The organism is Streptomyces sp. NPDC054813, from assembly GCF_053611365.1.
This window is the reverse complement of the sequence record NZ_JBSHAF010000002.1, coordinates 172,489-196,670: the sequence shown is the minus strand read 5'-3', so window position 1 is coordinate 196,670 and position 24,182 is coordinate 172,489. Positions and strand designations below refer to the sequence as shown.

At 71.2% G+C, this 24,182-nt stretch carries 23 protein-coding genes, 1 tRNA gene and 1 pseudogene; 13 read left to right on the top strand and 12 right to left on the bottom strand.

Annotated elements, in window-relative coordinates:
- Positions 1-426 precede the first annotated feature (426 nt).
- From ACWGJB_RS04270 to ACWGJB_RS04240, 7 genes and pseudogenes are all read left to right on the top strand, one after another.
- Positions 427-1,221, top strand: a complete 795-nt coding sequence (locus ACWGJB_RS04270; RefSeq protein WP_360489590.1) for an MIP/aquaporin family protein — start codon at positions 427-429, stop codon at positions 1,219-1,221.
- Positions 1,222-1,302: 81 nt separating this feature from the next.
- Positions 1,303-2,841, top strand: a complete 1,539-nt coding sequence (gene glpK, locus ACWGJB_RS04265; RefSeq protein WP_453378742.1) for a glycerol kinase GlpK — start codon at positions 1,303-1,305, stop codon at positions 2,839-2,841.
- 53 nt (positions 2,842-2,894) lie between these two features.
- Complete coding sequence (locus tag ACWGJB_RS04260; RefSeq protein WP_453378741.1) at positions 2,895-4,511, top strand: FAD-dependent oxidoreductase; 1,617 nt, start codon at positions 2,895-2,897, stop codon at positions 4,509-4,511.
- A 188-nt stretch (positions 4,512-4,699) separates the two neighbouring features.
- The gene (locus ACWGJB_RS04255; RefSeq protein WP_453378740.1) at positions 4,700-4,984 is read left to right on the top strand and encodes a hypothetical protein; all 285 of its coding nucleotides are present in this window, start codon (positions 4,700-4,702) and stop codon (positions 4,982-4,984) included.
- 115 nt (positions 4,985-5,099) lie between these two features.
- Positions 5,100-5,246, top strand: a pseudogene (locus ACWGJB_RS04250) (purine-nucleoside phosphorylase); the annotation flags it as partial.
- 200 nt (positions 5,247-5,446) lie between these two features.
- Positions 5,447-6,118, top strand: a complete 672-nt coding sequence (locus ACWGJB_RS04245; protein ID WP_351700228.1) for a FadR/GntR family transcriptional regulator — start codon at positions 5,447-5,449, stop codon at positions 6,116-6,118.
- A gap of 163 nt (positions 6,119-6,281) precedes the next feature.
- Complete coding sequence (locus tag ACWGJB_RS04240) at positions 6,282-7,325, top strand: PAC2 family protein (RefSeq protein WP_453378739.1); 1,044 nt, start codon at positions 6,282-6,284, stop codon at positions 7,323-7,325.
- A gap of 401 nt (positions 7,326-7,726) precedes the next feature.
- On the opposite strand, the gene mshC is transcribed toward ACWGJB_RS04240, so the two are convergent.
- From mshC to ACWGJB_RS04220, 4 genes are all read right to left on the bottom strand, one after another.
- Positions 7,727-8,956: a cysteine--1-D-myo-inosityl 2-amino-2-deoxy-alpha-D-glucopyranoside ligase gene (gene mshC, locus ACWGJB_RS04235; RefSeq protein WP_453378738.1), complete on the bottom strand. Its 1,230-nt coding sequence runs from the start codon at positions 8,954-8,956 to the stop codon at positions 7,727-7,729.
- 103 nt (positions 8,957-9,059) lie between these two features.
- On the bottom strand, positions 9,060-9,875 hold the full coding sequence (locus ACWGJB_RS04230; protein WP_453378737.1) for an SCO1664 family protein: 816 nt from the start codon (positions 9,873-9,875) through the stop codon (positions 9,060-9,062).
- Positions 9,839-10,429: a DUF3090 domain-containing protein gene (locus ACWGJB_RS04225; protein ID WP_360489597.1), complete on the bottom strand. Its 591-nt coding sequence runs from the start codon at positions 10,427-10,429 to the stop codon at positions 9,839-9,841. Before ACWGJB_RS04225 ends, ACWGJB_RS04230 begins: the two co-directional genes overlap by 37 nt.
- Positions 10,430-10,538: 109 nt before the next feature.
- Complete coding sequence (locus ACWGJB_RS04220) at positions 10,539-11,225, bottom strand: histidine phosphatase family protein (RefSeq protein WP_453378736.1); 687 nt, start codon at positions 11,223-11,225, stop codon at positions 10,539-10,541.
- A 173-nt stretch (positions 11,226-11,398) separates the two neighbouring features.
- Between ACWGJB_RS04220 and corA the strand changes: the two genes are divergently transcribed.
- Positions 11,399-12,403, top strand: coding sequence for a magnesium/cobalt transporter CorA (gene corA / locus ACWGJB_RS04215; protein WP_453378735.1), 1,005 nt, complete (start codon positions 11,399-11,401; stop codon positions 12,401-12,403).
- Positions 12,404-12,434: 31 nt separating this feature from the next.
- On the opposite strand, the gene ACWGJB_RS04210 is transcribed toward corA, so the two are convergent.
- Together ACWGJB_RS04210 and ACWGJB_RS04205 are read right to left on the bottom strand one after the other, a co-directional pair.
- Complete coding sequence (locus tag ACWGJB_RS04210) at positions 12,435-13,223, bottom strand: ferritin-like domain-containing protein (RefSeq protein WP_453378734.1); 789 nt, start codon at positions 13,221-13,223, stop codon at positions 12,435-12,437.
- 229 nt (positions 13,224-13,452) lie between these two features.
- The gene (locus tag ACWGJB_RS04205; RefSeq protein ID WP_360489601.1) at positions 13,453-14,508 is read right to left on the bottom strand and encodes an LLM class F420-dependent oxidoreductase; all 1,056 of its coding nucleotides are present in this window, start codon (positions 14,506-14,508) and stop codon (positions 13,453-13,455) included.
- Positions 14,509-14,727: 219 nt separating this feature from the next.
- Between ACWGJB_RS04205 and ACWGJB_RS04200 the strand changes: the two genes are divergently transcribed.
- Positions 14,728-15,711 (top strand): aldo/keto reductase, encoded by a 984-nt coding sequence (locus tag ACWGJB_RS04200; RefSeq protein ID WP_453378733.1) that lies wholly within the window; start codon positions 14,728-14,730, stop codon positions 15,709-15,711.
- Positions 15,708-17,978 carry a helix-hairpin-helix domain-containing protein gene (locus ACWGJB_RS04195; RefSeq protein ID WP_453378732.1) on the top strand — a complete coding sequence of 757 codons (2,271 nt, stop codon included), beginning with the start codon at positions 15,708-15,710 and terminating at the stop codon, positions 17,976-17,978. The genes ACWGJB_RS04200 and ACWGJB_RS04195 overlap by 4 nt, the downstream gene beginning before the upstream one ends.
- A 99-nt stretch (positions 17,979-18,077) precedes the next feature.
- Here ACWGJB_RS04195 and ACWGJB_RS04190 read toward each other — a convergent pair whose 3' ends face one another.
- Positions 18,078-18,806, bottom strand: a complete 729-nt coding sequence (locus ACWGJB_RS04190; RefSeq protein WP_453378731.1) for a hypothetical protein — start codon at positions 18,804-18,806, stop codon at positions 18,078-18,080.
- Between the two features lie 47 nt (positions 18,807-18,853).
- Here ACWGJB_RS04190 and ACWGJB_RS04185 point away from each other — a divergent pair, with 47 nt between their 5' ends.
- Positions 18,854-19,042 carry a DUF5703 family protein gene (locus ACWGJB_RS04185; protein WP_007380901.1) on the top strand — a complete coding sequence of 63 codons (189 nt, stop codon included), beginning with the start codon at positions 18,854-18,856 and terminating at the stop codon, positions 19,040-19,042.
- A 101-nt stretch (positions 19,043-19,143) separates the two neighbouring features.
- On the opposite strand, the gene ACWGJB_RS04180 is transcribed toward ACWGJB_RS04185, so the two are convergent.
- The 3 genes from ACWGJB_RS04180 to ACWGJB_RS04170 all read right to left on the bottom strand — a co-directional run bounded on the left by ACWGJB_RS04180 (position 19,144) and on the right by ACWGJB_RS04170 (position 21,994).
- Positions 19,144-20,103, bottom strand: coding sequence for a chaplin (locus ACWGJB_RS04180; RefSeq protein WP_453378730.1), 960 nt, complete (start codon positions 20,101-20,103; stop codon positions 19,144-19,146).
- Between the two features lie 135 nt (positions 20,104-20,238).
- The gene (chpH, locus tag ACWGJB_RS04175) at positions 20,239-20,472 is read right to left on the bottom strand and encodes a chaplin ChpH (RefSeq protein ID WP_046732802.1); all 234 of its coding nucleotides are present in this window, start codon (positions 20,470-20,472) and stop codon (positions 20,239-20,241) included.
- Between the two features lie 196 nt (positions 20,473-20,668).
- On the bottom strand, positions 20,669-21,994 hold the full coding sequence (locus tag ACWGJB_RS04170) for a M20/M25/M40 family metallo-hydrolase (protein ID WP_453378729.1): 1,326 nt from the start codon (positions 21,992-21,994) through the stop codon (positions 20,669-20,671).
- A 198-nt stretch (positions 21,995-22,192) separates the two neighbouring features.
- On the opposite strand from ACWGJB_RS04170, the gene ACWGJB_RS04165 reads away from it, so the two are divergent.
- Positions 22,193-22,280 (top strand) — tRNA-Leu (locus ACWGJB_RS04165).
- Between the two features lie 54 nt (positions 22,281-22,334).
- Here ACWGJB_RS04165 and ACWGJB_RS04160 read toward each other — a convergent pair.
- Both ACWGJB_RS04160 and ACWGJB_RS04155 read right to left on the bottom strand, forming a co-directional pair.
- Positions 22,335-22,571 (bottom strand): DUF397 domain-containing protein, encoded by a 237-nt coding sequence (locus tag ACWGJB_RS04160; protein ID WP_450758750.1) that lies wholly within the window; start codon positions 22,569-22,571, stop codon positions 22,335-22,337.
- Positions 22,572-22,574: 3 nt separating this feature from the next.
- Complete coding sequence (locus tag ACWGJB_RS04155; RefSeq protein ID WP_453378728.1) at positions 22,575-23,441, bottom strand: helix-turn-helix domain-containing protein; 867 nt, start codon at positions 23,439-23,441, stop codon at positions 22,575-22,577.
- Between the two features lie 241 nt (positions 23,442-23,682).
- Here ACWGJB_RS04155 and ACWGJB_RS04150 point away from each other — a divergent pair, with 241 nt between their 5' ends.
- Positions 23,683-24,126: an ATP-binding protein gene (locus ACWGJB_RS04150; protein WP_453378727.1), complete on the top strand. Its 444-nt coding sequence runs from the start codon at positions 23,683-23,685 to the stop codon at positions 24,124-24,126.
- Positions 24,127-24,182: the final 56 nt, after the last annotated feature.

Genomic DNA, 24,182 nt, shown 5'->3' with positions numbered 1-24,182 from the left:
GGCGGCCGCGGGCGGGGTGCGGCGCCTCGGGCGGGGTGTCTATCCCCCCCCCCCCCACACCCCCCCCCCCGGGCGGCGGCCCGGGGCGGGCGCCCCCGCGCCTCAGCCGTACCCTGATGTGGACAAAACAGAACAAAAGTGGAGTTCAGCGGGGCTACCGCGACACATCCGACCCACGATCCCGACAAAGATCGATAACCCACAGCAATCAATAACGATCGCACTTTCGATAACAGAACTCTTGACGCACACGTAACGCCGGGGCGAGACTCCCGTCCATCGGTCGGCATTGTCGAACACCTACCGGCAATACGCGCTAGAGTGTGACAACGCCAAAGGCCGAATTCGCTCTCACCCACGAGGGCGCCAACACCCCGACGGGACTCGGGGTTCGGCTTCCCTGGACGAAGGACAAAGGAGTCGCGGGTGTCCAGCTCCGACATCTTCATCGGCGAGACCATCGGTACCGCCGTACTCATCCTGCTCGGCGGCGGCGTGTGCGCCGCCGTCACGCTCAAGGCCTCCAAGGCCCGTAACGCCGGCTGGCTCGCCATCGCCTTCGGTTGGGGCTTCGCCGTCATGACGGCGGTCTACATCTCCGGACCGCTGTCCGGCGCCCACCTCAACCCGGCCGTCACAGTCGCCCTCGCGATCAAGAACGACGACTGGAGCAACGTTCCGGTCTACTTCGCCGGCCAGCTGCTCGGCGCGCTGATCGGCGCGACCCTGGTGTGGGTCGCCTACTACGGCCAGTTCCACGCCCACCTCACCGACAAGGAGATCGTCGGCGGTCCGGGCGCGCAGGCCACCAAGGTCAAGGCCGTCGAGGCGGAGGAGACGGGCGCCGGCCCGGTCCTCGGCATCTTCTCCACCGGCCCCGAGATCCGGAACGTGGTGCAGAACCTCGCCACGGAGATCATCGGCACCATCGTGCTGATCCTGGCGGTCCTCACGCAGGGCCTCAACGACAAGGGCAACGGCCTCGGTGTGCTGGGCGGCCTGATCACCGCGCTGGTGGTCGTCTCCATCGGTCTCTCGCTCGGCGGCCCGACGGGCTACGCCATCAACCCGGCCCGTGACCTCGGTCCGCGTATCGTGCACGCGCTGCTCCCCCTGCCCAACAAGGGCGGTTCCGACTGGAGCTACGCCTGGATCCCGGTGGTCGGTCCGCTGATCGGCGGAGCGATAGCCGCGGGCATCTACAACGTCGCTTTTGCTTAGAGGCAGACCTCCGCTACCGGCAGAACTCCGCTGAAGCAGCAGACGTACCGCCACACACCACGGATCTTCGAGGAGCACACAGTGACCGACGCCCACACCGCAGGCCCGTTCATCGCCGCGATCGACCAGGGCACGACCTCCAGCCGCTGCATCGTCTTCGACAAGGACGGCCGTATCGTCTCGGTCGACCAGAAGGAACACGAGCAGATCTTCCCCAAGCCGGGCTGGGTCGAACACAACGCCAACGAGATCTGGACCAACGTCCAGGAAGTCGTCGCCGGGGCCATCCAGAAGGCCGGCATCACCCGCGACGACATCAAGGCCATCGGCATCACCAACCAGCGCGAGACCACCGTGCTGTGGGACAAGAACACCGGTGAGCCCGTCTACAACGCCATCGTCTGGCAGGACACCCGCACCGACGCCCTCTGCCGGGAACTCGGCCGCAACGTCGGTCAGGACCGCTTCCGCCGCGAGACCGGCCTCCCGCTGGCCTCCTACTTCGCCGGCCCCAAGGCCCGCTGGCTGCTCGACAACGTCGACGGCCTCAAGGAGCGCGCCGAGGCGGGCGACATCCTCTTCGGCACCATGGACACCTGGGTCATCTGGAACCTGACCGGCGGTGTCAACGGCGGCAAGCACGTCACCGACGTCACCAACGCCTCCCGCACCCTTCTCATGAACCTGCACACCATGCAGTGGGACGACAAGATCGCGGAGTCCATCGGCGTCCCGCTCCAGATCCTCCCCGAGATCCGCTCCTCCGCCGAGGTCTACGGCGAGGTCACCGGCGGCAAGCTGGGGGACCTGCTCGGCGGCATCCCGGTCGCGTCCGCGCTCGGCGACCAGCAGGCGGCCCTGTTCGGCCAGACCTGCTTCGCCGAGGGCGAGGTCAAGTCGACCTACGGCACCGGCACCTTCATGGTGATGAACACCGGTGAAAAGATCATCAACTCGTACGCGGGCCTGCTGACCACGGTCGGCTACAAGATCGGCGACCAGCCGACGGTGTACGCGCTGGAGGGCTCGATCGCCGTCACCGGCTCGCTGGTGCAGTGGATGCGCGACCAGATGGGCCTGATCTCCACCGCCGCCGAGATCGAGACGCTCGCGCTCTCGGTCGAGGACAACGGCGGCGCCTACTTCGTGCCGGCCTTCTCCGGTCTGTTCGCCCCGCACTGGCGCTCCGACGCCCGCGGTGTGATCGCCGGCCTGACCCGGTACGTCACCAAGGCGCACCTGGCCCGCGCCGTCCTGGAGGCCACCGCCTGGCAGACCCGCGAGATCGCCGACGCCATGGTGAAGGACTCCGGCGACGAGCTGGTGGCCCTCAAGGTCGACGGTGGCATGACCGCCAACAACCTGCTGATGCAGCAGCTCGCCGACGTCCTCGACGCACCGGTGGTGCGCCCGATGGTCGCCGAGACCACCTGCCTCGGCGCCGCCTACGCCGCCGGCCTCGCCGTCGGCTTCTGGTCCAGCACCGACGAACTGCGCGCCAACTGGCGCCGGGCCGCCGAGTGGACCCCCCGCATGGACGCGGAGACCCGCGACCGTGAGTACAAGAACTGGCTCAAGGCCGTCGACCGGACCATGGGCTGGATCGACGACGAGAGCTGACGAGAGCGCGCACGCTCTCACGATCGAGCTCTGACGAGGAGTAAGAACCCGACATGACCAGTCAGTCCGCCCTGCAGTCCGTGCCTGCCCTGGGAACACACCCGGCCTCCGGCTCGCTTCCGAGCCGTGCCGAGACCAGGGAGCAGCTTTCCAAGGCGTCGTACGACCTTCTCGTGATCGGCGGCGGCATCCTGGGCATCTCCACCGCCTGGCACGCCGCGCAGTCCGGCCTCAGGGTGGCCCTGGTCGACGCCGGCGACTTCGCCGGTGCCACCTCCTCCGCCTCCTCCAAGCTCCTCCACGGCGGTCTGCGCTACCTGCAGACCGGCGCGGTGAAGCTGGTGGCGGAGAACCACTTCGAACGCCGTGCGGTCTCCCGCCAGGTGGCTCCCCACCTGGCGAACCCGCTCACGTTCTACCTCCCCGTGTACAAGGGCGGTCCGCACGGTGCGGCGAAGCTCGGAGCGGGCGTGTTCGCCTACTCCGCGCTCTCCGCGTTCGGTGACGGCGTCGGCCACCTCCTCTCCCCCTCGCGGGCGCAGCGGGACGTGCCGGAGCTGCGCACCGAGAACCTCAAGGCCGTGGCCGTGTACGGCGACGACCAGATGAACGACGCGCGCATGGCGCTGATGACGGTCCGCGCGGCCGTCGAGGCGGGCGCGGTAGTCCTCAACCACGCCCAGGTCAGCGGCCTGCGCTTCACCAAGGGCCGGGTGACCGGCGCCGACCTGAAGGACGCGGTCTCCGGCGAGGAGTTCGGCGTCAACGCCCGTCTGGTGCTCAACGCGACCGGCCCCTGGGTCGACCACCTGCGCCGGATGGAGGACCCGAACGCGGCCCCGTCCATCCGCCTGTCGAAGGGCGCGCACCTGGTCCTGAAGCGGACGGCCCCGTGGAAGGCCGCCCTCGCGACGCCCATCGACAAGTACCGGATCACCTTCGCCCTCCCCTGGGAGGACATGCTGCTGCTCGGCACCACCGACGAGGAGTACGAGGGCGACCCGGCGGACGTCTCCGTCACCGAGAAGGACATAGCCCAGATCCTGGACGAGGCCGCGTTCTCCGTCCGGGACCAGCAGCTCCAGCGCGATCTGATCACCTACGCCTTCGCGGGCCTGCGGGTGCTGCCGGGCGGTCCCGGCAGCACCGCCAAGGCCAAGCGGGAGACCGTGGTGACCGAGGGCAGGGGCGGCATGCTGTCCGTCGCGGGCGGCAAGTGGACCACTTTCCGGCACATCGGCCGTACGGTGATGGAGAAGCTGGAGGCGCTGCCGGGGCACCCGCTGGGCGACGACTTCGAACCGATCTCCTCGCTGCCGAAGAAGCTGCCGCTGCCCGGTGTCGCCAACCCCCGCGCGGTCGCCCACCGCCTGCTGGTGGACAACCCGGCTCCGGGCCCGCGCATGGCCGCCGACACGGCCAAGCACCTGGCCACCCACTACGGTTCGCTGGCGTTCGACATCGCCCGCCTCGCCAACGAGGACCGGCAGCTCGCCGAGCGCGTCCACCCGGACGCCCCGGAGATCTGGGCACAGGTCGTCTGGGCCCGCGACCACGAGTGGGCCGAGACCACGGACGACGTGCTGCGCCGCCGTACCACCCTGACGATCCGCGGCCTGGCCACGGACGACGTCAAGGCCAAGGTCCAGGACCTGCTCGACAAGAAGTGAGCCGGAAGTGAGCCGCCGAGAGGCGGACGAGACACGGGCGGTGCGCCGGGTCCCCTGACCGGTCCGGCGGCCGCCGGGCTCCCGGCCCCGCCGTACCGGGGCCGGGCCGGCGAGGGGGCGGCTCCTCTCCCCTAGGGAGCCGCCCCTTTCGCGCGCCCGTTGTCAGTGCCGGGTGCTTCCATGGGCGCATGAACATCGAACGGGCGGATCCGGCCGAACCGGCGGCTTCGCGTGAGGCGTTCGGCATGGACGCCGATGGCGCGTCGGCGCTCGGCTGGGGGTGCACGCGTTCGAGGCGGAACACGGGGTGGTGCTGCCGGAGCCGTACCGCACGTTCGCGGCGCATACCGCTGGTCACCGGTGAGGGCGCGATGCCGTTCGGCGCGGAGTTCGGGTTCGCCGCGGCCGCGCCCGGCTTCACCGTCCGGGTGCGGCACCGGGCGGCTGGCAGGGAGCGGTTCGACGCGGAGTGAGCCCGCCGCCCGGACGAGCGATGCCCCGCGCTTCAGGGGCTCCCCCGCCGGCACGCGGTTCCCGGGGCGTACGCGACACTCCTGATGTTCCGTTCGTTCTTGCTGGAGTCGCCGTATGACGCAGGACCTGCTGCCCATCACCCGGATACCGCGCTCGGGGCTGCCGGCCCACGCGATCGTGGTCGGGGACCCGGCGCGGGCGGCGGCGGTGGCCGCGCTGCTCGACGGCGCCGAGGAGGTGTCGTACCACGGCCACCGGCGGGAACAACCCGCACCGGGAGGTCGTCGCGGCCGGTGTCGAACGCGGCGCGGTGGTGTCCCTGGAGGCGCTGCGGCTGCTGGCGGCGGAGAGCGGAGCGCTCACCGGTCCCGGCCGGTGCCCGGCACCACGGTCCGCCCCGGCCTGACCAGGTCGCATAATGTGACTGAGACATCGGATGTCTCAGCCACAAGGAGGCCGGTATGGCAGTCACCGATGAGGCGATCGAGAAGATCAAGGACATGATCGTCTCCGGTGCGCTGCGCCCCGGTGACCGGTTGCCGAAGGAGAGCGAACTCGCCGCCGAACTCGGCCTGTCCCGTAATTCGTTGCGGGAGGCGGTGCGCGCCCTGTCGCTGATCCGGATCCTGGACGTACGGCAGGGCGACGGCACCTACGTCACCAGCCTGGACCCGCAACTGCTCCTGGAGGCGATGAGCTTCGTCGTCGACTTCCACCGCGACGACACGGTCCTGGAGTTCCTCGCGGTGCGCCGGATCCTGGAGCCGGCCGCCACCGCGATGGCCGCCTCCCGGATCAGCGAGCAGCAACTGGACGCGCTGGCCGCCCAGTTGGACGCCCTGGGCGCCGCGCCCTCGGTGGAGGAGCTGGTCGCCTGTGACCTGGAGTTCCACCGGGGCATCGTGCAGAGCTCCGGGAACTCGGTGCTCTGCTCGCTCCTTGACGGGCTGTCCGGGCCGACCACCCGGGCCCGGATCTGGCGCGGGCTGACCCAGGAGGACGCGGTCGCCCGGACCCTGCGCGAGCACCGCGCGATCCTGGCCGCGCTGCGCGACCGGGACGCGGAGGCGGCCCGGTCCTGGGCGACCGTGCACATCGCGAGCGTGGAGCAGTGGCTGCGCAGCAGTCTGTGAAGCGCTTACTACCCGTGAGCGGTTCCACGCCGGATCGGGGTGTTCGAGGGGGGTGAACGGGGCAGTGATCCGTTCACTCCCCCGTGCAAGGGGGCTGCGGGCGCCCCCGCCGGACGCCGTAAGGTTGGGGCGTACGCGAGGGTACGTCGGAAGGAGGCGCTGGGTGATCGAGCTGGAGGGGGTTCCCGAGCTGATCGACCCAGTCATGGTGGCCGCGTTCGAAGGCTGGAACGATGCCGGCGACGCCGCCTCCACCGCGGTCGCGCATCTGGAGCGGGAATGGAAGGGCGAGGTGTTCGCGGCCCTTGACGCGGAGGACTACTACGACTTCCAGGTCAACCGTCCCACGGTGTGGATGGACGCCGGCGTGCGCAAGATCACGTGGCCGACGACACGGCTGTCGGTGGTCCGGGTCGGCGGCGACAAGCCGCGCGATCTGGTGCTGGTGAGGGGCATCGAGCCGTCCATGCGCTGGCGCTCGTTCTGCAACGAGCTGCTCGGCTTCGCCCACGAACTGGGCGTGGAGCTGGTGGTCGTCCTGGGCGCCCTGCTGGGCGACACCCCGCACACGCGTCCGGTGCCGGTCAGCGGAGTCACCTCCGACCCGGACCTGGCCCAGCGGATGGACCTGGAGGAGACCAAGTACGAGGGTCCTACGGGCATCGTCGGCGTCCTCCAGGAGGCCTGCACGCACGCGGGCGTCCCGGCGGTCTCGCTCTGGGCGGCCGTCCCGCACTACGTCTCCCAGCCGCCCAACCCGAAGGCCACGCTGGCGCTGCTGAACCGCCTGGAGGACCTGCTCGACCTGCGGATCCCGCTGGGCGAGCTGCCCGAGGACGCGCGCGCCTGGCAGGTGGGCGTGGACCAGCTGGCCGCCGAGGACACCGAGGTCGCGGAGTACGTGCAGACGCTGGAGGAGGCCCGGGACACCGCCGAGCTGCCGGAGGCGTCGGGCGAGGCGATCGCCCGTGAGTTCGAGCGCTATCTGCGGCGCCGGGACGTGAATCCGCCGCCCGGCGGCCACGCCACGGCGGACGGCACCGACAGTGCCTCCTACCTGCGGGACAACCCCAGCGGCAAGACCCGGCCGCCGAGGCCGCCCAAGCCCGACACGCCCGGGAACACGGGGAATTCCGCGGACGCCGACGAGACCGCGGACTCCGGCGGGGACCCCGGCCCGGACGGCGAGGACACCTCCGAGGACTGATCGAGGGCGGTACGCGGTGCGCGTACCGCCCCTTTTCATGGCGTGTCTCAAGGTCCGCGGGCCTCAGGCGTCGACCGCGGTGACGGGGTACGCCGTGCCGGCCGACCCCGGCCTGGACATGGCGCCGTCGGCGAGGGAGCCGAGGTAGACGTAGGGGGCGGCGCCGATGGTGATGACCTCGGGTTGCCCGTCGTCCGGGAGAGGGAGCGAGACGGGCCGGGGTCACGCCTGTGTGGGTTCCTACGGCCAGGGCGCCGAGCGTTGCCGATGCCGAGTAGTCGGCGTCGGCTCAAGGGGTGGGCCACGGGGGCCGGGTGCGCGTCGGGTTGTTCCTGCGGGTGCGTCGTGGCTGAGCGCGCAGTTCCCCGCGCCCCTGACGGGGCGCGGGGATTGGCGTTTCCTTACAGGGCTACGCCGAGCAGGGCGTCCACCGCGCGCGACACGACCCCGGGCGCGCCCGTGTCCGTGCCGCCCTCGGTCTGCTGGAGTGCGGCCCAGCGGTCCACGGCCGCCAGTGCCGCCGGGGCGTCCAGGTCGTTGCTCAGGGCCTCGCGGATCTCCTCCACCAAGGCCTCGGCCGGCGGGCCGTCCGGGCGGGAGACCGCTGCTCGCCAGCGGTCGAGCCGGGTCACCGCGTCCGCCAGGACCTGGTCGGTCCACTCCCAGTCGGCGCGGTAGTGGTGGGAGAGCAGGGCGAGACGGATGGCTGCCGGGTCGACGCCGTCGCGGCGCAGCTGGGAGACGAAGACCAGGTTGCCCTTGGACTTGGACATCTTCTCTCCGTCGAGGCCGACCATGCCGGCGTGGACGTATGCCTTGGCCATCGGGAACTCGCCGGTGAGCACCTGGGCGTGCGACGCGCCCATCTCGTGGTGCGGGAAGGCGAGGTCGGAGCCGCCGCCCTGGACGTCGAAGGTCATGCCGAGGTGGTCGAGGGCGATGGCCACGCACTCGATGTGCCAGCCCGGGCGGCCGTGGCCGAGGGAGCCGCCGTCCCAGCTGGGTTCGCCCTCGCGGGCGGCCATCCACAGCATCGGGTCGAGGGGGTTCTTCTTGCCGGGGCGGTCGGGGTCGCCGCCGCGCTCGGCGGACAGCAGCCGCATGGCGGCGGCGTCGAGGCCCGAGACCTTGCCGAAGTTGGGGTCGGACTCGACGGAGAAGTAGATGTCGCCGTCGAGTTCGTAGGCGGCGCCGAGATCGCGCAGCCGCTCGACCAGCGGCACGATGCCGGGTATCGCCTCGACCGCGCCTATGTAGTGCTGCGGGGGCAGCATCCGCAGGGCGGTCATGTCCTCGCGGAAGAGGGTGGTCTCCTGCTCGGCGAGGGCGACCCAGTCGACGCCGTCGCGCTCGGCGCGCTCCAGGAGCGGGTCGTCGACGTCCGTGACGTTCTGGACGTAGTGCACCTGCCGCTTGGTGTCGAGCCACACGCGCTGGACCAGGTCGAACGCGTTGTAGGTCGCCGCGTGCCCCATGTGGGTCGCGTCGTACGGGGTGATGCCGCAGACATAGATACGGGCGACGGGACCGGGGTCGAGGGTGACCGGACCGCCGGTCGCGGTGTCGTGGATCCTCAGGTCGCGGCCCTGACCAGGCAGGGCGGGGACCTCGGAAGCGGGCCAGGCATGCATGTACATGAGCGTAACCGGACCCGAGTTCGGTATACGAACCGGACCAGGCCAGATGGCCGGGAAGGCGCTCTTGATCTTGCGTCCGCGATGTGCTGCGGACCGGTCACACGGGCGGCCAGGGGATGGCCGGCCACTCTCCGCTCGGTTCCGGGTGCTTTCCGGTGGTGAGCAGCGCGTCGACACGCGCGCGCGTGGCGTCGAGTTCGGCCGCGGTGATCAGCTCGGCCAGCCGGCCCCCCAGCGCCCCGCCGAGGGCCTCACGCAGCCCCTTGAGGGCCTCCACGGCCTCACCGGTGAGCGGCTCCCCCGCCCAGCCCCACAGCAGGGTGCGCAGCTTGTTCTCGGTGTTGAAGGTCACGCCGTGGTCGATGCCGTAGAGCCGTCCGTCAGTGGTGGGCAGCAGATGGCCGCCCTTGCGGTCGGCGTTGTTGATCACGGCGTCGAGGACGGCGAGCCGGCGCAGCCGTTCGTCGTCGGCGTGCACCAGCAGCGCGGTCTTGCCCTCGCCGACCTCGGCGAACCCGATCGCCTTCCAGCCCGGCTCCGGCTCCTCGGCGTCGACCAGGGCGAGCAGATCGGCGCTCTCGGGGTCGACGTCGATCCAGAGCTGGCACATGCCCTCGCCGTAGGGCCCATCGCGCAGCACGGTGGGCGGGACGAGGTCCCAGCCGGTGGCCGCGGCGACCTCGTAGGCGGCGACCTCGCGCTGGGCGAGGGTGCCGTCGGGGAAGTCCCACAGCGGGCGTTCCCCGGCGACCGGCTTGTAGACGCAGGACGCTTCCTCGCCGTCGTACGCGACCGTGCAGAACAGGGCCGCGTTGGAGGCGTCGCGGATGCGTCCGCGCACCTTCAGCTCACCCTGGGCGAGCAGTTCGGCGGCGGTCACGCTCCGCGGCGGTATCCGTTCTGGCGCGGACATACGTGTCCTTCCGGGTCGAGCGGGAGGCTGCACAGCGGGCACGGCGGCCGCCCGGCGTTGACGACGTCCAGGGCACGCTTGGCGAAGGCCCTGGCCTGCGCGCCGGTCAGCCGGACCCGCAGCATCGGGGGTCCGTTCTCCTCGTCCTGGAGGAGCCGCTCCTCGGCCTCGGCGAGGTCCTCCTCGGAGTCGGCGTCCAGTTCCACGAGCGCCTGCGCCTCGACGATCATGCGCTCTTCCTCGCCGTCCCAGGCGAGCGCCATGGTGCCGACGCGGAACTCCTCCTCGACGGGGGTGTCCAGCGGGGCGCTGTCGGCGATCTCGTTGGGTGCGACGGCGGGGACGGCCGCGTTGCCGCCGCTGCGCCGGACGACCTCGTCGAGGAGTTCGTCCATGCGTTCGGCGAGCGCGGCGACCTGGGTCTTCTCCAGGGCCACGCTGGTCGTCCGGGGGCCGGCCGTGGCCTGGAGGAAGAACGTACGGCGTCCGGGCAGTCCGACCGTGCCCGCGACGAAGCGGTCCGGCGGATCGTAGAGGAACACCTGACGGGACACGTCCTGTCTCCATGGGAATCGAGAGTGCGTGGGCTCGGAAGGGCGACTGACCGTGCGGGTTGGCCGGTCGGCGACTACGTGGATCGCTTCACCCTACTGCGGCTGACGATCACGGCGCGCCGGCACCGCCACCGACCGGGGCGTCTTCCCCGGGAGGTTCCTCGCGGGGGGCAAGGGAGGCGAAATCCCCGGTGTCCCCGAGACGAACGAGAAACGGCCGCAGCCGGGTGTAACGGATCGCGGTGATGGAACACGGTTCGACGGAGATCCGCTGGAAGAGGTCGAGATGCAGACCGAGCGCGTCCGCGACGAGCGACTTGATGATGTCGCCGTGCGAGCACATCAGGTAGACGGCGTCGGCGCCGTGGTCGCGCTCCACGCGCGCGTTCCACTCACGTACCGCCTCGGCGGCGCGGGTCTGCATGGCCCGCATGGACTCCCCGCCCGGGAAGGCGGCCGCCGACGGGTGCGCCTGCACGACCTCCATCAGCGGCTCGTCCGTGAGCTCGGCGAGCTTGCGGCCGGACCAGTCGCCGTAGTGGGCCTCCCCGATCCGCTCGTCGGTGTGGGCGGTGAGGCCGGGACGGGCGTCCAGCAGCGGGCGGATCGTCTCCTGGCAGCGCTGCAGGGGGCTGGCGACGACCTCCGAGATCGGCAGCCCGGCGAGCCGGCCGGGCAGCGCGGCGGCCTGGGCGGCGCCGCGCTCGTCGAGGGCGACCCCGGGCGTCCAGCCGGCGAGCAGCCCGGAGGTGTTGGCGGTGGACCGTCCGTGCCTTACGAGGATCAGCGTGGGCATGGGGCCCAGGGTAGGCGTTTGCCCGCCCAAGGGGTGCGCCGGTGTCGAGGGGCCGAATGCGGCCGCCGCTCCGGGTCTGCGCGCGTGCGGTCCCTCGACACCGCCCGGGGCGGCCCGGGGGAGAAAAACGTCACGGAATGCGGTGCGGGCCGGGCGACGGGAGAATACTCTCCGTGATCGTCGACTGTGCCATCTACCGGGACGGGCAGCGGACGGAGACCCCCCAGGACTTCTCCGACGCCCTCGCGGAGGCACGCACGCGTGGCGACAGTTTTCTCTGGATCGGCCTGTACGAGCCGACGGAGCACGAGTTCGACCTGGTCACCGACGAGTTCGGGTTGCATCCGCTGGCCGTCGAGGACGCCCTGACCGCCCACCAGCGCCCCAAGCTGGAGGTGTACGACGACTCGCTGTTCGTCGTCCTGAAGCCGGTGACGTACGAACCGAAGAGCGACACGGTGACCTCCGGCGAGCTGATGATCTTCATCGGGGACTCCTTCGTGGTGACTGTGCGCCACGGGACGCCCTCGCCGCTCGGGGACATCCGGCGGCACCTGGAGGAGCAGCACGAGCTGCTCAAGCACGGGCCGACGGGGGTGCTGTACTCGATCGCCGACGCGGTCGTCGACAACTACCTGGAGGTCGCGACCGAGCTGCAGACCGACTTGGAGGAGCTGGAGACCGAGGTGTTCTCGCCGAGCAGTGGCGGCTCCCGGCACACCGCGTCGCGGATCTACACCTTCAAGCGGCAGATCCTGGAGTTCCGCCGGGCCACCGTGCCGCTGGCCGTGCCCATGACCAAGCTGGCGGGAGTGGGCCCCTACGGCAGCGGCACGACGGTGCCCTTCTTGCGTGAGGACGCCCGCCCGTTCTTCCGGGACGTCAACGACCACCTGTTGCGGGTGAACGAGGGCGTGGAGGCCCTGGACCGGCTGGTGTCGGACGTCCTCAGCGCCCATCTCGCGCAGATGAGCGTGCGGCAGAACGACGACATGCGGAAGATCTCCGCGTGGGCGGCCATGGCGGCGGTCCCCACGCTGATCGCGGGGATCTACGGCATGAACTTCGACCACATGCCCGAGCTGCACTGGTTCTGGGGGTACCCGGCGGTGATCCTGGTCATGGCCTCCCTGGAGCTGGTGCTGTACCGGCTGTTCAAGCGCCGCGGCTGGATGTGAGGCGCGCGGCGGCCGGGCACCTCGCTCCTGCTCAGGCGAACTCGGGGGCGGAGGAGGCCGGGCCGCCCAGGGCGTTCCTGCGCTCCGGCATCCGCAGCGAGACCATCCGGTGCCAGCCGGCGGCGCGCTCGTAGGCGTAGACGGCGTGGACGCCGAACGCGAGGAGCGCGGACCTGCCCTTCGGCCAGCCGAGGATGCGGCCCATGCGGGCCATGACGGCGAGGCTGACGTCCCGGTGGATCCGGATCTCGGCGAGCGCGCACGCGCGCAGCATGCGCTGGATCGCGCGGCCGTGCCCGGCGGCGGCGTACCGCAGCAGTTCCTCGTGGCAGTAGGCGAGGTGGTTGTCCTCGTCGTCGGAGATCATCCGCACCGCGCGGCCGAGGTCCGGGTGGTCGGCGAAGTGCCTGCGCAGCAGCTCCATCTGCTCCGAGGCGCGCTGCTCGGTGACCCGGCTGTGGGCGAGGTAGGTGACGATGTCCTGCACGGTGAGCGGCCGGTCGGCCCGGAGCCTGTCGTGGGCGAGCCCGATGCCGTGCCGCTCCAGGAGCATCGTGTAGTCGGTGTCGGGCGGGACCGGGACGGGGGTGAGCCCGCGCTTCTTCATGAGGGAGTTGAAGATTCGCCCGTGCTTGTCCTCGTCGGCGCCGTGGCGGGTGATCTTGGGGGCGAGGTCGCGTTCGCTCTTCGGTACCAGTGCGGCGATCCGCGCGTTCTCCCAGCCGCCCTGCGACTCCCCGCTGGCCGCGATGGAACAGAAGAGCCGGAAGGACTCGTCGTTGTCGAGGATCTCCAGAAACAGGCTCTTGGCCGAAAGCATCGTGGGCACCCCTCCGGAGAACTCACCAGACCCGCAGAGAACGAGTCAAATGCCGCGTCCGGACGGCTGCAACAGCTGTGCGGACGAACTCGGCCGATAGGCGGAGCACCGGGGTCACACCCGGGGCGTAACCGGGCGGGCGCGGGCGCGTTGTTCTGCGTGACGGCCGTGGCGGGGAAGACCCCCCGAGCCCCCACCACGGCCGCGGACTTCTCTCTCGCCGGGGCGCTTACGCGAGTCCGGCACGCTCCAGGGCCTCGGCGCCGGCCCGCAGCGAGGCGAGCCGCTCGTCCAGGGCGAACCCGGCGGGCGCGAGCGACAGCGTGGTGACCCCGGCGGCCGCGTAGGCCTTCATCCGGTCCGCGATCCGGTCCACGGAACCGAGCAGCGTGGTCTGGTCGATCAGCTCCTGCGGAACGGCGGCAGCGGCCCCGTTCTTGTCCCCGGACAGGTACTTGTCCTGGATCTCGGCGGCCTCCTGCTCGTACCCCATGCGCTGGGCGAGCTGGTTGTAGAAGTTCTGCTTGCGGCTGCCCATGCCGCCGACGTACAGCGCGGTGTACGGCCGGAAGGTGTCGGCGAGCGTGGCCACGTCCTTGTCCTCGCCGACAGCGAGCGGCAGCGTCGGGCAGATGTCGAACCCGTCGAGGCTCTGGCCTGCCTTCTCCCGCCCCGCGCGCAGGTACTTGACGGCCGTCTCCTCCAGGTGGTCGGCGGAGGGGAAGATCAGCAGCGCACCGTCGGCGATCTCGCCGGTCTGCTCCAGGTTCTTCGGCCCGATGGCGGCGATGTAGACCGGGATGTGCTCGCGCTCCGGGTGCACGGTCAGCTTGATCGGCTTGCCGGGCCCGCCCGGCAGCGGCAGCGTCCAGTGCTCGCCCTCGTACGACAGCCGCTCGCGGCTCATCGCCCTTCGCACGATCTCCACGTACTCGCGGGTGCGGGAGAGCGGCTTGTCGAACTTGACGCCGTACCAGCCCTCGGAGACCTGCGGCCCGGAGACGCCGAGGCCGAGCCGGAAGCGGCCCTTGGAGAGCGAGTCGAGCGTCGCGGCGGTCATCGCGGTCATCGCGGGCTGCCGGGCCGGGATCTGGAAGATGGCCGAGCCGACGTCGATGCGCTCGGTCTGGGCGGCGACCCAGCTGAGTACGGTGGCGGCGTCGGAGCCGTAGGCCTCGGCGGCCCAGCAGACGGCGTACCCGAGCCGCTCGGCCTCCTGCGCCACGGCCAGATTGTCCCCGTCCATCCCGGCACCCCAGTAGCCGAGGTTGATCCCGAGCTTCATGGCCGATCCCCTTACCGATCAGTAACGTCGCTGTTGCGGAGACCTTAGCGCGACGGCGCCCCGGCGGCGCGCGAGGAACCGCGCGACCCACCCGCGCCGGCCCGTGGTCCAGCCACCGCCCGACCCCCGCGGCGAACCGGCCACCGACCTCCCGCTCCGGTGAAATCGGTTATCCACAGGCAACCCAACGCACCAGCTCTGGCCAGTAATCTCGCGGGCATGGAGCAGAGGCATCTCGGCCGTACCGGCCTGCGCGTGTCCCGCATCGGGCTCGGCACCCTCACCTGGGGCCGGGACGTCGACGAGCACGACGCCGCGGACATGCTGAAGGCGTTCTGGGAGGCCGGCGGAACCCTCGTCGACACCGCGGACGTGTACGGCGACGGAGAGGCCGAGTATCTGCTCGGGCAACTCATGGAAGGGCTGGTGCCGCGCCGGGACCTGGTCATCTCGACGAAGGCGGGCAGCGTCCCCGACCCCGACCGCCGTTTCAACGGCTCCCGCGGCCATCTGCTCGCCGCGCTCGACGCCTCCCTGGCCCGCCTCGGTACCGACTACGTCGACGTCTGGCACGTGCACGCCTACGACCCGGACACCCCGCTGGAGGAGACCCTCCAGGCCCTCGACCTGGCCGTGAGCAGCGGCCGCGCCCGGTACGCCGGGGTCTCCAACTTCTGCGGCTGGCAGATCGCGAAGGCGGCGACCTGGCAGCTCGCGGCGCCGGGTACCCGCACCCGGCTGGCCAGCACCCAGCTGGAGTACTCGCTGCTCCAGCGGGGCGTGGAGCGCGAGGTGCTGCCGGCCGCCCTCGACCTCGGCATCGGCCTGCTGCCGTCCTCCCCGCTGGGCCGGGGCGTACTGACCGCGAAGTACCGCCACTCCACTCCTCCGGACTCCAGAGGCGCCTCGGAGCATCTGGCGCCGTTCGTCGCGCCGTATCTCGACGACACCGCGACCCGGATCGTGGACGCGGTGCAGACGGCGGCGGACGGGCTCGCCGTGACACCGCTCCAGGTGGCGCTCGCCTGGGTGCGGGACCGGCCGGGCGTGGCCGCGCCGATCGTCGGCGCGCGCAACGCGCAGCAGCTCACGGGGGCATTGTCAGTGGAGGCGCTTAGTCTTCCTGACGAGATCTGCCGGGCGCTCGACGACGTGTCGGCGCCCGTGCACCGCTATCCCGATCACGACTGGAGCACGCTGTGAGCACGGAGCCGGGGCTGGGCGCCACGCCCGAGGCCGACGAGGGCACGACGTCCGGGGGCACGACGGAGGCCGACGACCTCGCCACCACCACCGCCGCGGCAGGCGACACGGCAAGCGACCCGCAACCCGGCGACTCCCGCGCGACCGGCCCGGGCGACACGGGCGACGGCAGAGACCGGGCCGAGGACGGCATCGCGGGCGCGGGCGGTGGCCCGGAGGGCGGCGCGGAGGTCGGGGACGGCGGCTCGGCGGGTGCCGCGCGGTTGTCCGAGGCCGAGGCCGAGCTGGCCGCCCAGCGGGTCGAGCGGGAGCGGATCGAGCGGCGGAAGGCCGAGAAGGCAGGGCCGGTCGAGGCCGGGGCAAAGCTCAGTGGCACGGCGGCCGACCTGCTCGCGGCGATCCGGGCGGTGGAGAGCGGCGAGAAGCCCACGGCCACCGTGTTCGCCGCCCCGGAGCCCGCCCCGCGGCGGGCGTCCGTACCGGAGCCGGTCCACCGGCCCCAGCCCGCACCTGTCGCCGCCGCGCCCGCGGCACCCGCCGCGCCCGCCGTGGAGACGGTCGCGGTGGTACGGGCGGTGCTGGCCGAGGGCGGTGCGCCCGAGTCGCTCGCCCCCCAGGTCGCCGCCGCCCTGGGTGAGGGCGCGGACACGCTGCTGCGGGAGGACCCCTGGCAGCTGCTCCGGGTCACCGGCGTACGGCCGGACCACGCGGACGGGTTCGCGCGGGCGCTGCTGGGCGCGGAGTGCGGTCCGGACGACGAGCGGCGCGGCCGGGCGGTGACCGGCTGGCTCCTGGAGCAGGCCGCCCTGGCCGGGCACACCGCGCTGGAGATGCCGGCGCTCACCGCCGCGCTGGCCCAGCGGGCGGTGCCCGACCCGGAGGCGGCCGTGCAGGACGCGCTCGCCGAGGGAGACGCGCTGGTCTTCCAGGACCTGCTGGATCCGGGAGCCCCCGAGCCCGAGGACGACGAGGAGGAGCGGCCGGTCCGGGTCCTGGTCGGTCTGGAGCGGTACGCGCTGGCCGAGGAGAGCCTCGCCGACGGACTGGCCCGGCTGGTCAACTCGCTGTCCAAGGACGCCTCGCAGCCCTGGGAGGCGGCCGCCGCGGCAACCTCCGGCGGTGCGGCCGAGCTGGCGGCGGCAGTCGCCGGACACGGCCTGGTGCTGCACACGGGCGGCGAGGCGGCCCGCGCCGAACCGGCGGCCCTGCTGACCGCCGCCCGGAGCGCCGGACTGCGCGCCTTCGCCGCCGTCCACACCCCGGAGGGACAGCGCCGCCTGGCCGCCCTGCCGACGGACGGCGAGGCGGCCGTCGCCACGGTCGCCGGTCTGCTCTCCGGCACCGAGGGGCCGGGCCGGGACGCGGAGGGTGCCCTGGACCTCGACCTGCTGATCGTGCTGGACGCACCCCAGCTGGACGTGGAGGGCGCTGCGATGCTCGTGGAGGCGCTGCCCGACGGGGCCCGGCTGGTGCTCAGCGGGGATCCGGCGGTGCTGTGGTCGGCGGGCCCCGGGCGGGTCTTCGCCGACCTGCTGGCGGCCCGGGTGTGCCCGCAGATCGCCTCGCGCACGCCCGACCCCGGTCCGCTCGGCGAACTGGTCTCCGGGATCGGTGCAGGTGAGCTCAGCCAGGTCGAGGCGCCCGGCAAGGAGATCGTGATCGTGCCGGTGCGGGACGCGGGCGAGGCCGTGCACCGGACGGTGCAGCTGGTCGCCGACTCCGTCCCGCGCGCCATCGGCGTCCCCGCCGAGCAGACCGTGGTGATCACCCCGGGCCATGGCGGCGCGGCCGGCACCCGTGCCCTCAACGCCGCCCTCAAGGAACGGCTCAACCCGGGCCCCGGCCGCTTCGGCGGCTTCGACCCGGGTGACCGGATCGCCTACTCCCCCGTCCCGGGCCGTACGGTCCCGGGCCAGGTGGTGAACGCCGACGCCGACGGGCTGCATCTGTCGTGCGCGGGCGCGCTCGTGGTCGTCCCGAAGGAGCAGGTGGAGCAGGCCGTACGGCACGGCTGGGCGCTGACCGCCCACCAGGCGGTCGGCGGCCGCTGGCCGGCGGCGGTCGTGGTGCTCCCCGGCGACGCGGCCCAGTCACTCAGCCGCCCCTGGGTGTACACGGCGTTCAGCCGGGCGGAGCGGCATCTGTCGGTGGTCCACGGCGTGGACCAGGCCCTGCCGAAGGCGGTGGCCGAGACCCTGCCGAAGCCCCGGACGACCCGCCTTCCGCTCCTGCTCAAGACACAGGTACCGCCGACGGCCGGGGCCTGACCCGGCTCCGCCTAGCTGCTCCGCTGTCTCCCTGTTTCCGCTGACCGGCGGTGCCGAACCGGCCGTAAGGCCCGCAAGCACCGCCGGGCGGCCGGAGGGTCAGCGCTCGGCGTCCAGCGGCTCCAAGTCCTCGTCCTCGTCGAGGTCGAGGTCGTCCAGCTCGTCCGCGTCCTCGCTGCGCACCGTGTCAGCGCCGTCCTCGTGGTCCTCGTGGTCCTCGTCGTCGAACACCGCGCTGACGTCGAACCGGCACACGACCCGCTGCGGATCGACCCCTTCGAACGGGGCCTCCAGCCACTCACCGGGCTCGGCCGGCTCGTCCGCCGCGGTCACCCACAGCGTGGAGTCGCCTTCCTCCAGGCCGAACTCCTTGTGCCGGGAGGCGATCTCGTCCGGCTCGAACTCGCCGAACAGGATCCCCAACGCCCCGTGGATCGTGCCGGCGGCGTCCTGGTCGGCGCCGGGGCCGTCGTCGTACTCTGCCGCCTCGACCCGCTGGGCCTGCGCCAGCAGCCGCTGAGGTTCCGCCACGGCGTAGTCGCGGCGGATCAGCACGCTGATCGCGTTCGGTTCCTCGGGCCCCGCGTACGGTGGCAGCGAGTCCTCGGTACCGGGGATCTCGAAGGGGGTGACCTCGTCATAGCGGTCGTAGAGCAGCTCGTCGTAGACCTCGGCGGCCGCGGCCAGCTGGTTGAACGCCTCGTAGACAGCCGGGTCGTCCTCCCCCGACCTGCGTTCGACCGCGGCCAGATGGCGGTCGAGCGCGGTCTTGACCGCCTCGGCGGCGGCGCGTACCTCGGCAGCGGTGGGCTGCGCAGCATCAGACATAGTGCAGACGCTATCCGTACCGGGCACCAGCCCGCACAATAGATGCGATGCCGGAATACGAATTTGTCGACGTGTATGTGCCTCGCGGGGTGTCCCGCAAGGACGCGACGCGTCTACTGACGGACCATGCCGAGTACGGACACTGGGAGTTGGACCGACTGAGCCTCATGCGCGACGGCAGCCGCAGGGTGCGGTTGCGCCGGCGGATCATCCGCCAGGTGCGTGCCACATGGTGAGACTCTCCGAATGACGGAAGGGGCCCCGCATCGACGGGGCCCGCTCCGTTCCACGCACCGCTGCCGGTGCGCCCCCGCTGGGGAGCGTCACCGCCCGTGCACTACGCCGAGGCGCGCGCCTTGCGGTACAGCACCGCGCCCGCGAGCAGCGCGCCGGCACCCGCCGGAAGCGCGAGGCCCAGCGGGAGATCACTGCCGGTGTGCGCGAGCTGCGCGGTGGCCGGGCCGGGCTGGGTCACCGACAGGCTGCCCAGCGGCTCGACGAGGCTGGAGCCGTGGTTACCGGTCGTGACGGTCCGTCCCCCGGAGTGACCGGGCGGCGTACCGGTGTGCTGCCCCGGGTTGCCCGGGTGTCCTGGGGTTCCGGGCTGCCCCGGAGTCCCGGGGTGTCCCGGCTGGCCCGGAGTCCCGGGGTGTCCCGGGTTGCCGCCGTGGCCACCGTGCCCCGGAGGCGTCCCGTGTCCGTGCCCTCCGTGCCCCGGAGGTGTGCCGTGCCCGTGCTCTCCGTGACCTCCGTGCCCCCCGTGTCCGGGCGGCTGCGTGCAGTGATCGCCACCGGAACCACCGGAATGTCCGGAACTCCCCCCGTTGGCGCACTCGTCGCCCACGGCGGTGTTGCCGATCCCGATGACGTTGACGCTGTTCCCGCACACGTTGACCGGAACGTCGATCGGCACCTGCACGGTGTTGCCCGAACCGACCCCGGGCGAGCCCCCGGTGTGTCCCCTGGCGTGCGAGCCGCCGTGGCTTCCGTGCCCACCACCGTGCCCCGCGTCTCCCCCATACCCGCCGTGGCCCGTGGAAGCACCGCCCCCACCGCCGTGGTTGGCACACTTGTTGCCCATCGACGGGTTGAGTGCGCCGACGACGTTCACGGTGTTGCCGCAGACGTTCACCGGCACGTGCACCGGCGCCTGCACCGTGTTGCCGGACAGCACTCCGGGTGAGTTGGTGGCGGAGCCGACGGCCCCCGAGTCGGCGTGGGCGTAGCCGCCCGCCGCGGCGATCACGCCGGTCGCCGCGGCCACTGTCATAAGGCCCTTACGGGTGCCCTGTCGCATTTCTGAATTCCCCCCTGCCTCGGATCCTGACCTTTGCATTTCTCGCGGAAAGAGCCCGCGGAAAAACCGGTCGGCCCCGGAGCGCGTGGCGCGCGCTCCGGGGCCGACGGAAAGACGCCCCTCAGGGAGCCGGCGTCACTTGTTGATGCAGGTGTTGCCGAAGGCGGGGTTCAGCAGCCCGATCACCGAGATCGTGTTGCCGCAGACGTTCACCGGGACGTGCACGGGAACCTGGATCACGTTGCCGGAGATGACACCCGGGGAACCCACGGCAGCGCCCTGAGCACCCGAATCGGCGACGGCCAGGCCCGCACCCGCGAGAACCAGACCACCAGTGGCAGCCGCAGCAGCGACGACCTTCTTGAGCATTATTCCTCCTTGTTGGCAATGCGGTCCCAAGTAGCGGATCGCATTAGATGTAACGAGGAGGAAGTAATGGAGCTACGAGCTTATCGTCGCATTCACTCTTCTCAGTCGATCTCGCACAGCCGCCCGATTACCTGAAGCCAGGACTTCACGACGCGTACCGCTTCACGACGCGTACCGCTTCACGACGCGTACCGCTTCACGACGCGTCGATGAACCGGTCCAGCACCCGCACGCCGAACTGCAGACCGTCCACCGGCACCCGCTCGTCCACGCCGTGGAACATGCCCGCGAAGTCCAGCTCCGGCGGCAGCTTCAGCGGTGCGAAGCCGAAGCCGCGGATGCCGAGGTCGTCGAAGGACTTGGCGTCGGTGCCGCCGGAGAGCATGTAGGGGATCGCCCTGGCGGTCGGGTCCTCGGCCAGCAGCGAGGACTGCATGGCCTCCACCAGCGCCCCGTCGAAGGAGGTCTCCAGCGCCTTGTCGGAGTGCACGTCCGCGCGGACCACGTGCGGGCCGAGGATGCGGTCGAGGTCGGCGAGAAACTCCTCCTCGTGGCCGGGCAGGAAACGGCCGTCCACGTGCGCGGTGGCCTCGCCGGGGATGACGTTGACCTTGTAACCGGCGTTCAGCTGGGTCGGGTTGGCGGTGTTGCTGAGCGTCGCGCCGATCAGCTTGGCGATGCCGCCGAGCCGGGCCAGCGTCGACTCCATGTCCTCCGGGTCCAGTTCGGTGCCGAGCGCATCACCCAGCTCGTCGAGGAAGGCCCGGGTGGTCTTGGTGACCCGTACCGGGAACTTGTGCCGGCCGAGCCGGGCGACGGCCTCGGACAGCTCGGTGATCGCGTTGTCGCGGTGGATCATCGAGCCGTGCCCGGCGGTACCGGCCACCTTCAGCTTCATCCAGTGCATGCCCTTCTCGGCCGTCTGGATCAGGTAGAGCCGGCGCTGCTCGTTCACCGTGAAGGAGAAGCCGCCGACCTCGCTGATCGCCTCGGTGACGCCCTCGAAGAGGTCCGGGTGGCGGTCGACGAGGTGCCGGGCGCCCCAGGTGCCGCCGGCCTCCTCGTCGGCGAGGAAGGCGAGCACGATGTCCCGGGGCGGCTTCCGGCCGCTGCGCAGCCGGTCGCGTACGACCGCCAGGGTCATCGCGTCCATGTCCTTCATGTCGACCGCGCCGCGGCCCCACACGCACCCGTCCGCGATCTCGCCGGAGAACGGGTGGTGGGTCCAGTCGTCGGCGTTGGCCGGTACGACGTCGAGGTGGCCGTGGATCAGCAGGGCGGGCCGGGTCGGGTCCGCGCCCTCGATGCGGGCCACCGTGGAGGCGCGGCCCGGGTGCGACTCGAAGATCTTCGACTCAAGGCCGACCTCGGCGAGCTTCTCGGCCACCCACTCGGCGGCCTTGCGCTCGCCGGGCCCGGAGTGGTCGCCGTAGTTGCTGGTGTCGAAGCGGATCAGCTCGCGGCAGAGGTCCACGACCTCGTCCTCACCGGTGACGCTCCTGGCCGTGTCCGTCTCGCTCACGCTGCTTCCTTCCGCTGTCACTACCGGCCGGTCCCTGTCATCCTCTCTCCCTTACCGCCCGAGCCCAAGACCGGTCCCGGTCCGTCACACGCCGTTCACGCCCGCCCGTACCCGGAACGGGGTGTGATCGGCCACCTCGGAAAGCCTGGTAATGTTTCCTTCGTCGCCGCGAGGGAGACCCCGCGCGACAGACACCTTGTCCGGGTGGCGGAATGGCAGACGCGCTAGCTTGAGGTGCTAGTGCCCTTTATCGGGCGTGGGGGTTCAAGTCCCCCCTCGGACACCACGAAGAAACCCCTGCTGAGCAGGGGTTTCTTGGTTTTCGGGGGAGGTGCGGGGGTCAGCCGAGGCGGCCTATTCGGCCGTTCCCGAGGTTTCCGTGGGGCACGGCCGAGGTGAACGCGGAGAGCGCCGCCCGGCCCAGCAGCAGCGCGGGCCCGCAGGGTCGCTTGCTGTCGCGGACGGCCACCGTCGCCTCGTCGACGATCCCGCATTCCACGCAGTCGGACTGTGATGCGGACGCCGAGGACTTCCACCAGGTCACCGGCAGAGTCGACGCGTCGTCAACGTGCTTCATTCGCTATTCGTTCTTCCTTATCTGGGTGATCAGTTCCACCGACGCCTCGACGGACTCGGCGGCAGACGTGAGGCGTTGCCACGCGGCCCGGTGCGTGGAGACCCGATCACGTTCCTCGATGTACAGGGCGGAGGTCAGCCCTTCCTGGTGGACGACGTCCAGGTCCGTGTGCGGACCGAAGCCCAGGATGCTGAAGGTGCCGGTCAGCCCGGCGTGGAGGGGGGCGTCCGAGCGCAACACCTGGATGTTGATGTTCGGACGCCGCCCCATCGTAAGCAGGCGCCCCAACTGCTCGTACATCAGGGCGGGATCCTCGGTGGTGCAGCGCAGGGCCTGTTCGGAGATGATCGCCCAGAGCGCCAGCGGGTCGCTGTCGCGGGTGAGCACGGCCTGACGTGCCAGCCGTACCTCGACCAGCGCGTCGACCCGTGCCTCGACCGCCTCGGACATGGCGGTCGCCCGGATGATCTCGCGGGCGTACTCGGCGGTCTGGAGCAGTCCGGGGACCATCCCCAACTGCCAGGTGGAGACCGTCTCTGCCTCGGCCTCCAGACTGATCAGGTCCTCGTACACCGGTGTGAGGACACCCCGGTACGAGTGCCACCAGTCGCGTCGGCCTGCGTCCTTGGTGAGTGTGATCAGGGCCGCGCGCAGTTCGTCGCTCACGTCGCGGCCGAGTGCGGTGTACAGATCGAGCAGCGCCTGGATGTCCGCTGCCTTGGGGGCGGTCTTGCCGGTCTCCATCCGGGACAGCTTCGAGGAGACGAACGCGCCTTCGGAGTGCTCCGCGACCTCGTCGAGGGTGAGTTCGCCGCGCAGTTCGCGCAACTTCGCACCGAGTCGTCGCCGGCGCACCGTGGGCGTGCTCACGGATTCCCCCTTCTGTCCGGTGAACTGCCCGACAGTCTGCCGTGCCGCCCCAACCCTCGCCACCGGCTGGCGGCTTGTGCCGCAAGTCTCCCGCAGAGGTGCGCAATTTTTCACATCTCGCGGGACGTATTGCGATCGACTGTGCTGTGAAGGCACCATGAATCCGGGAAATACGAAAGTGACCGCACTCGCATGGCGAACCACCGTGCCTGCGTTGGGACATGCCCGTGAGGGGATCTACATGATCGAACGCCAGCGGAGCACCACGACCGAAACCCGTGCACTGCAAGTCGCCCCGCCGCCGATCCTGTTACTGGCGAGCGAGCCCCAGTCGGCCAGGGCGGCACGGATGTTCGTGAGCGACTTCATCATCCATCACACCCCGGACGCCTCCCGTGACCACATCGAGGCCGTCGCGCTGGTCACCTGCGAACTGGTCACCAACTCCCTGCGTTACGAGACCGACCCGGACGACCCGGTCAGACTCCTCATCGACACCGACGGCTCCCGGACCCGGGTCGAGGTGCACGATCCCCTGAACCACCATCCCCGGCTGCGTCCCATCTCCGTCGAACGCGACCGCGGGCGCGGTCTGCTGATCCTGGACGCACTGTGCTCGGGCCGCTGGGGCGTGGGCAATCTGCCCTGGGGCAAGTCCATCTGGGCCGAGGTCACCGCCGCCTGATCCGCACTCCCCCCACGACGACGGCCGGTTCCGTGGCGTACTCCCCTCCCTGCCAC

What these genes read in the sequence shown, in the direction of transcription:
- ACWGJB_RS04260 (WP_453378741.1), top strand. Translation starts at nt 2,895, where the DNA reads ATGACCAGTCAGTCCGCCCTGCAGTCCGTGCCTGCCCTGGGAACACAC.
- ACWGJB_RS04255 (WP_453378740.1), top strand. Translation starts at nt 4,700, where the DNA reads ATGAACATCGAACGGGCGGATCCGGCCGAACCGGCGGCTTCGCGTGAG.
- ACWGJB_RS04245 (WP_351700228.1), top strand. Translation starts at nt 5,447, where the DNA reads ATGGCAGTCACCGATGAGGCGATCGAGAAGATCAAGGACATGATCGTC.
- mshC (WP_453378738.1), bottom strand. Translation starts at nt 8,956, where the DNA reads ATGCATGCCTGGCCCGCTTCCGAGGTCCCCGCCCTGCCTGGTCAGGGC.
- ACWGJB_RS04230 (WP_453378737.1), bottom strand. Translation starts at nt 9,875, where the DNA reads ATGTCCGCGCCAGAACGGATACCGCCGCGGAGCGTGACCGCCGCCGAA.
- ACWGJB_RS04220 (WP_453378736.1), bottom strand. Translation starts at nt 11,225, where the DNA reads ATGCCCACGCTGATCCTCGTAAGGCACGGACGGTCCACCGCCAACACC.
- ACWGJB_RS04210 (WP_453378734.1), bottom strand. Translation starts at nt 13,223, where the DNA reads ATGCTTTCGGCCAAGAGCCTGTTTCTGGAGATCCTCGACAACGACGAG.
- ACWGJB_RS04205 (WP_360489601.1), bottom strand. Translation starts at nt 14,508, where the DNA reads ATGAAGCTCGGGATCAACCTCGGCTACTGGGGTGCCGGGATGGACGGG.
- ACWGJB_RS04200 (WP_453378733.1), top strand. Translation starts at nt 14,728, where the DNA reads ATGGAGCAGAGGCATCTCGGCCGTACCGGCCTGCGCGTGTCCCGCATC.
- ACWGJB_RS04190 (WP_453378731.1), bottom strand. Translation starts at nt 18,806, where the DNA reads ATGTCTGATGCTGCGCAGCCCACCGCTGCCGAGGTACGCGCCGCCGCC.
- ACWGJB_RS04185 (WP_007380901.1), top strand. Translation starts at nt 18,854, where the DNA reads ATGCCGGAATACGAATTTGTCGACGTGTATGTGCCTCGCGGGGTGTCC.
- ACWGJB_RS04180 (WP_453378730.1), bottom strand. Translation starts at nt 20,103, where the DNA reads ATGCGACAGGGCACCCGTAAGGGCCTTATGACAGTGGCCGCGGCGACC.
- chpH (WP_046732802.1), bottom strand. Translation starts at nt 20,472, where the DNA reads ATGCTCAAGAAGGTCGTCGCTGCTGCGGCTGCCACTGGTGGTCTGGTT.
- ACWGJB_RS04160 (WP_450758750.1), bottom strand. Translation starts at nt 22,571, where the DNA reads ATGAAGCACGTTGACGACGCGTCGACTCTGCCGGTGACCTGGTGGAAG.
- ACWGJB_RS04150 (WP_453378727.1), top strand. Translation starts at nt 23,683, where the DNA reads ATGATCGAACGCCAGCGGAGCACCACGACCGAAACCCGTGCACTGCAA.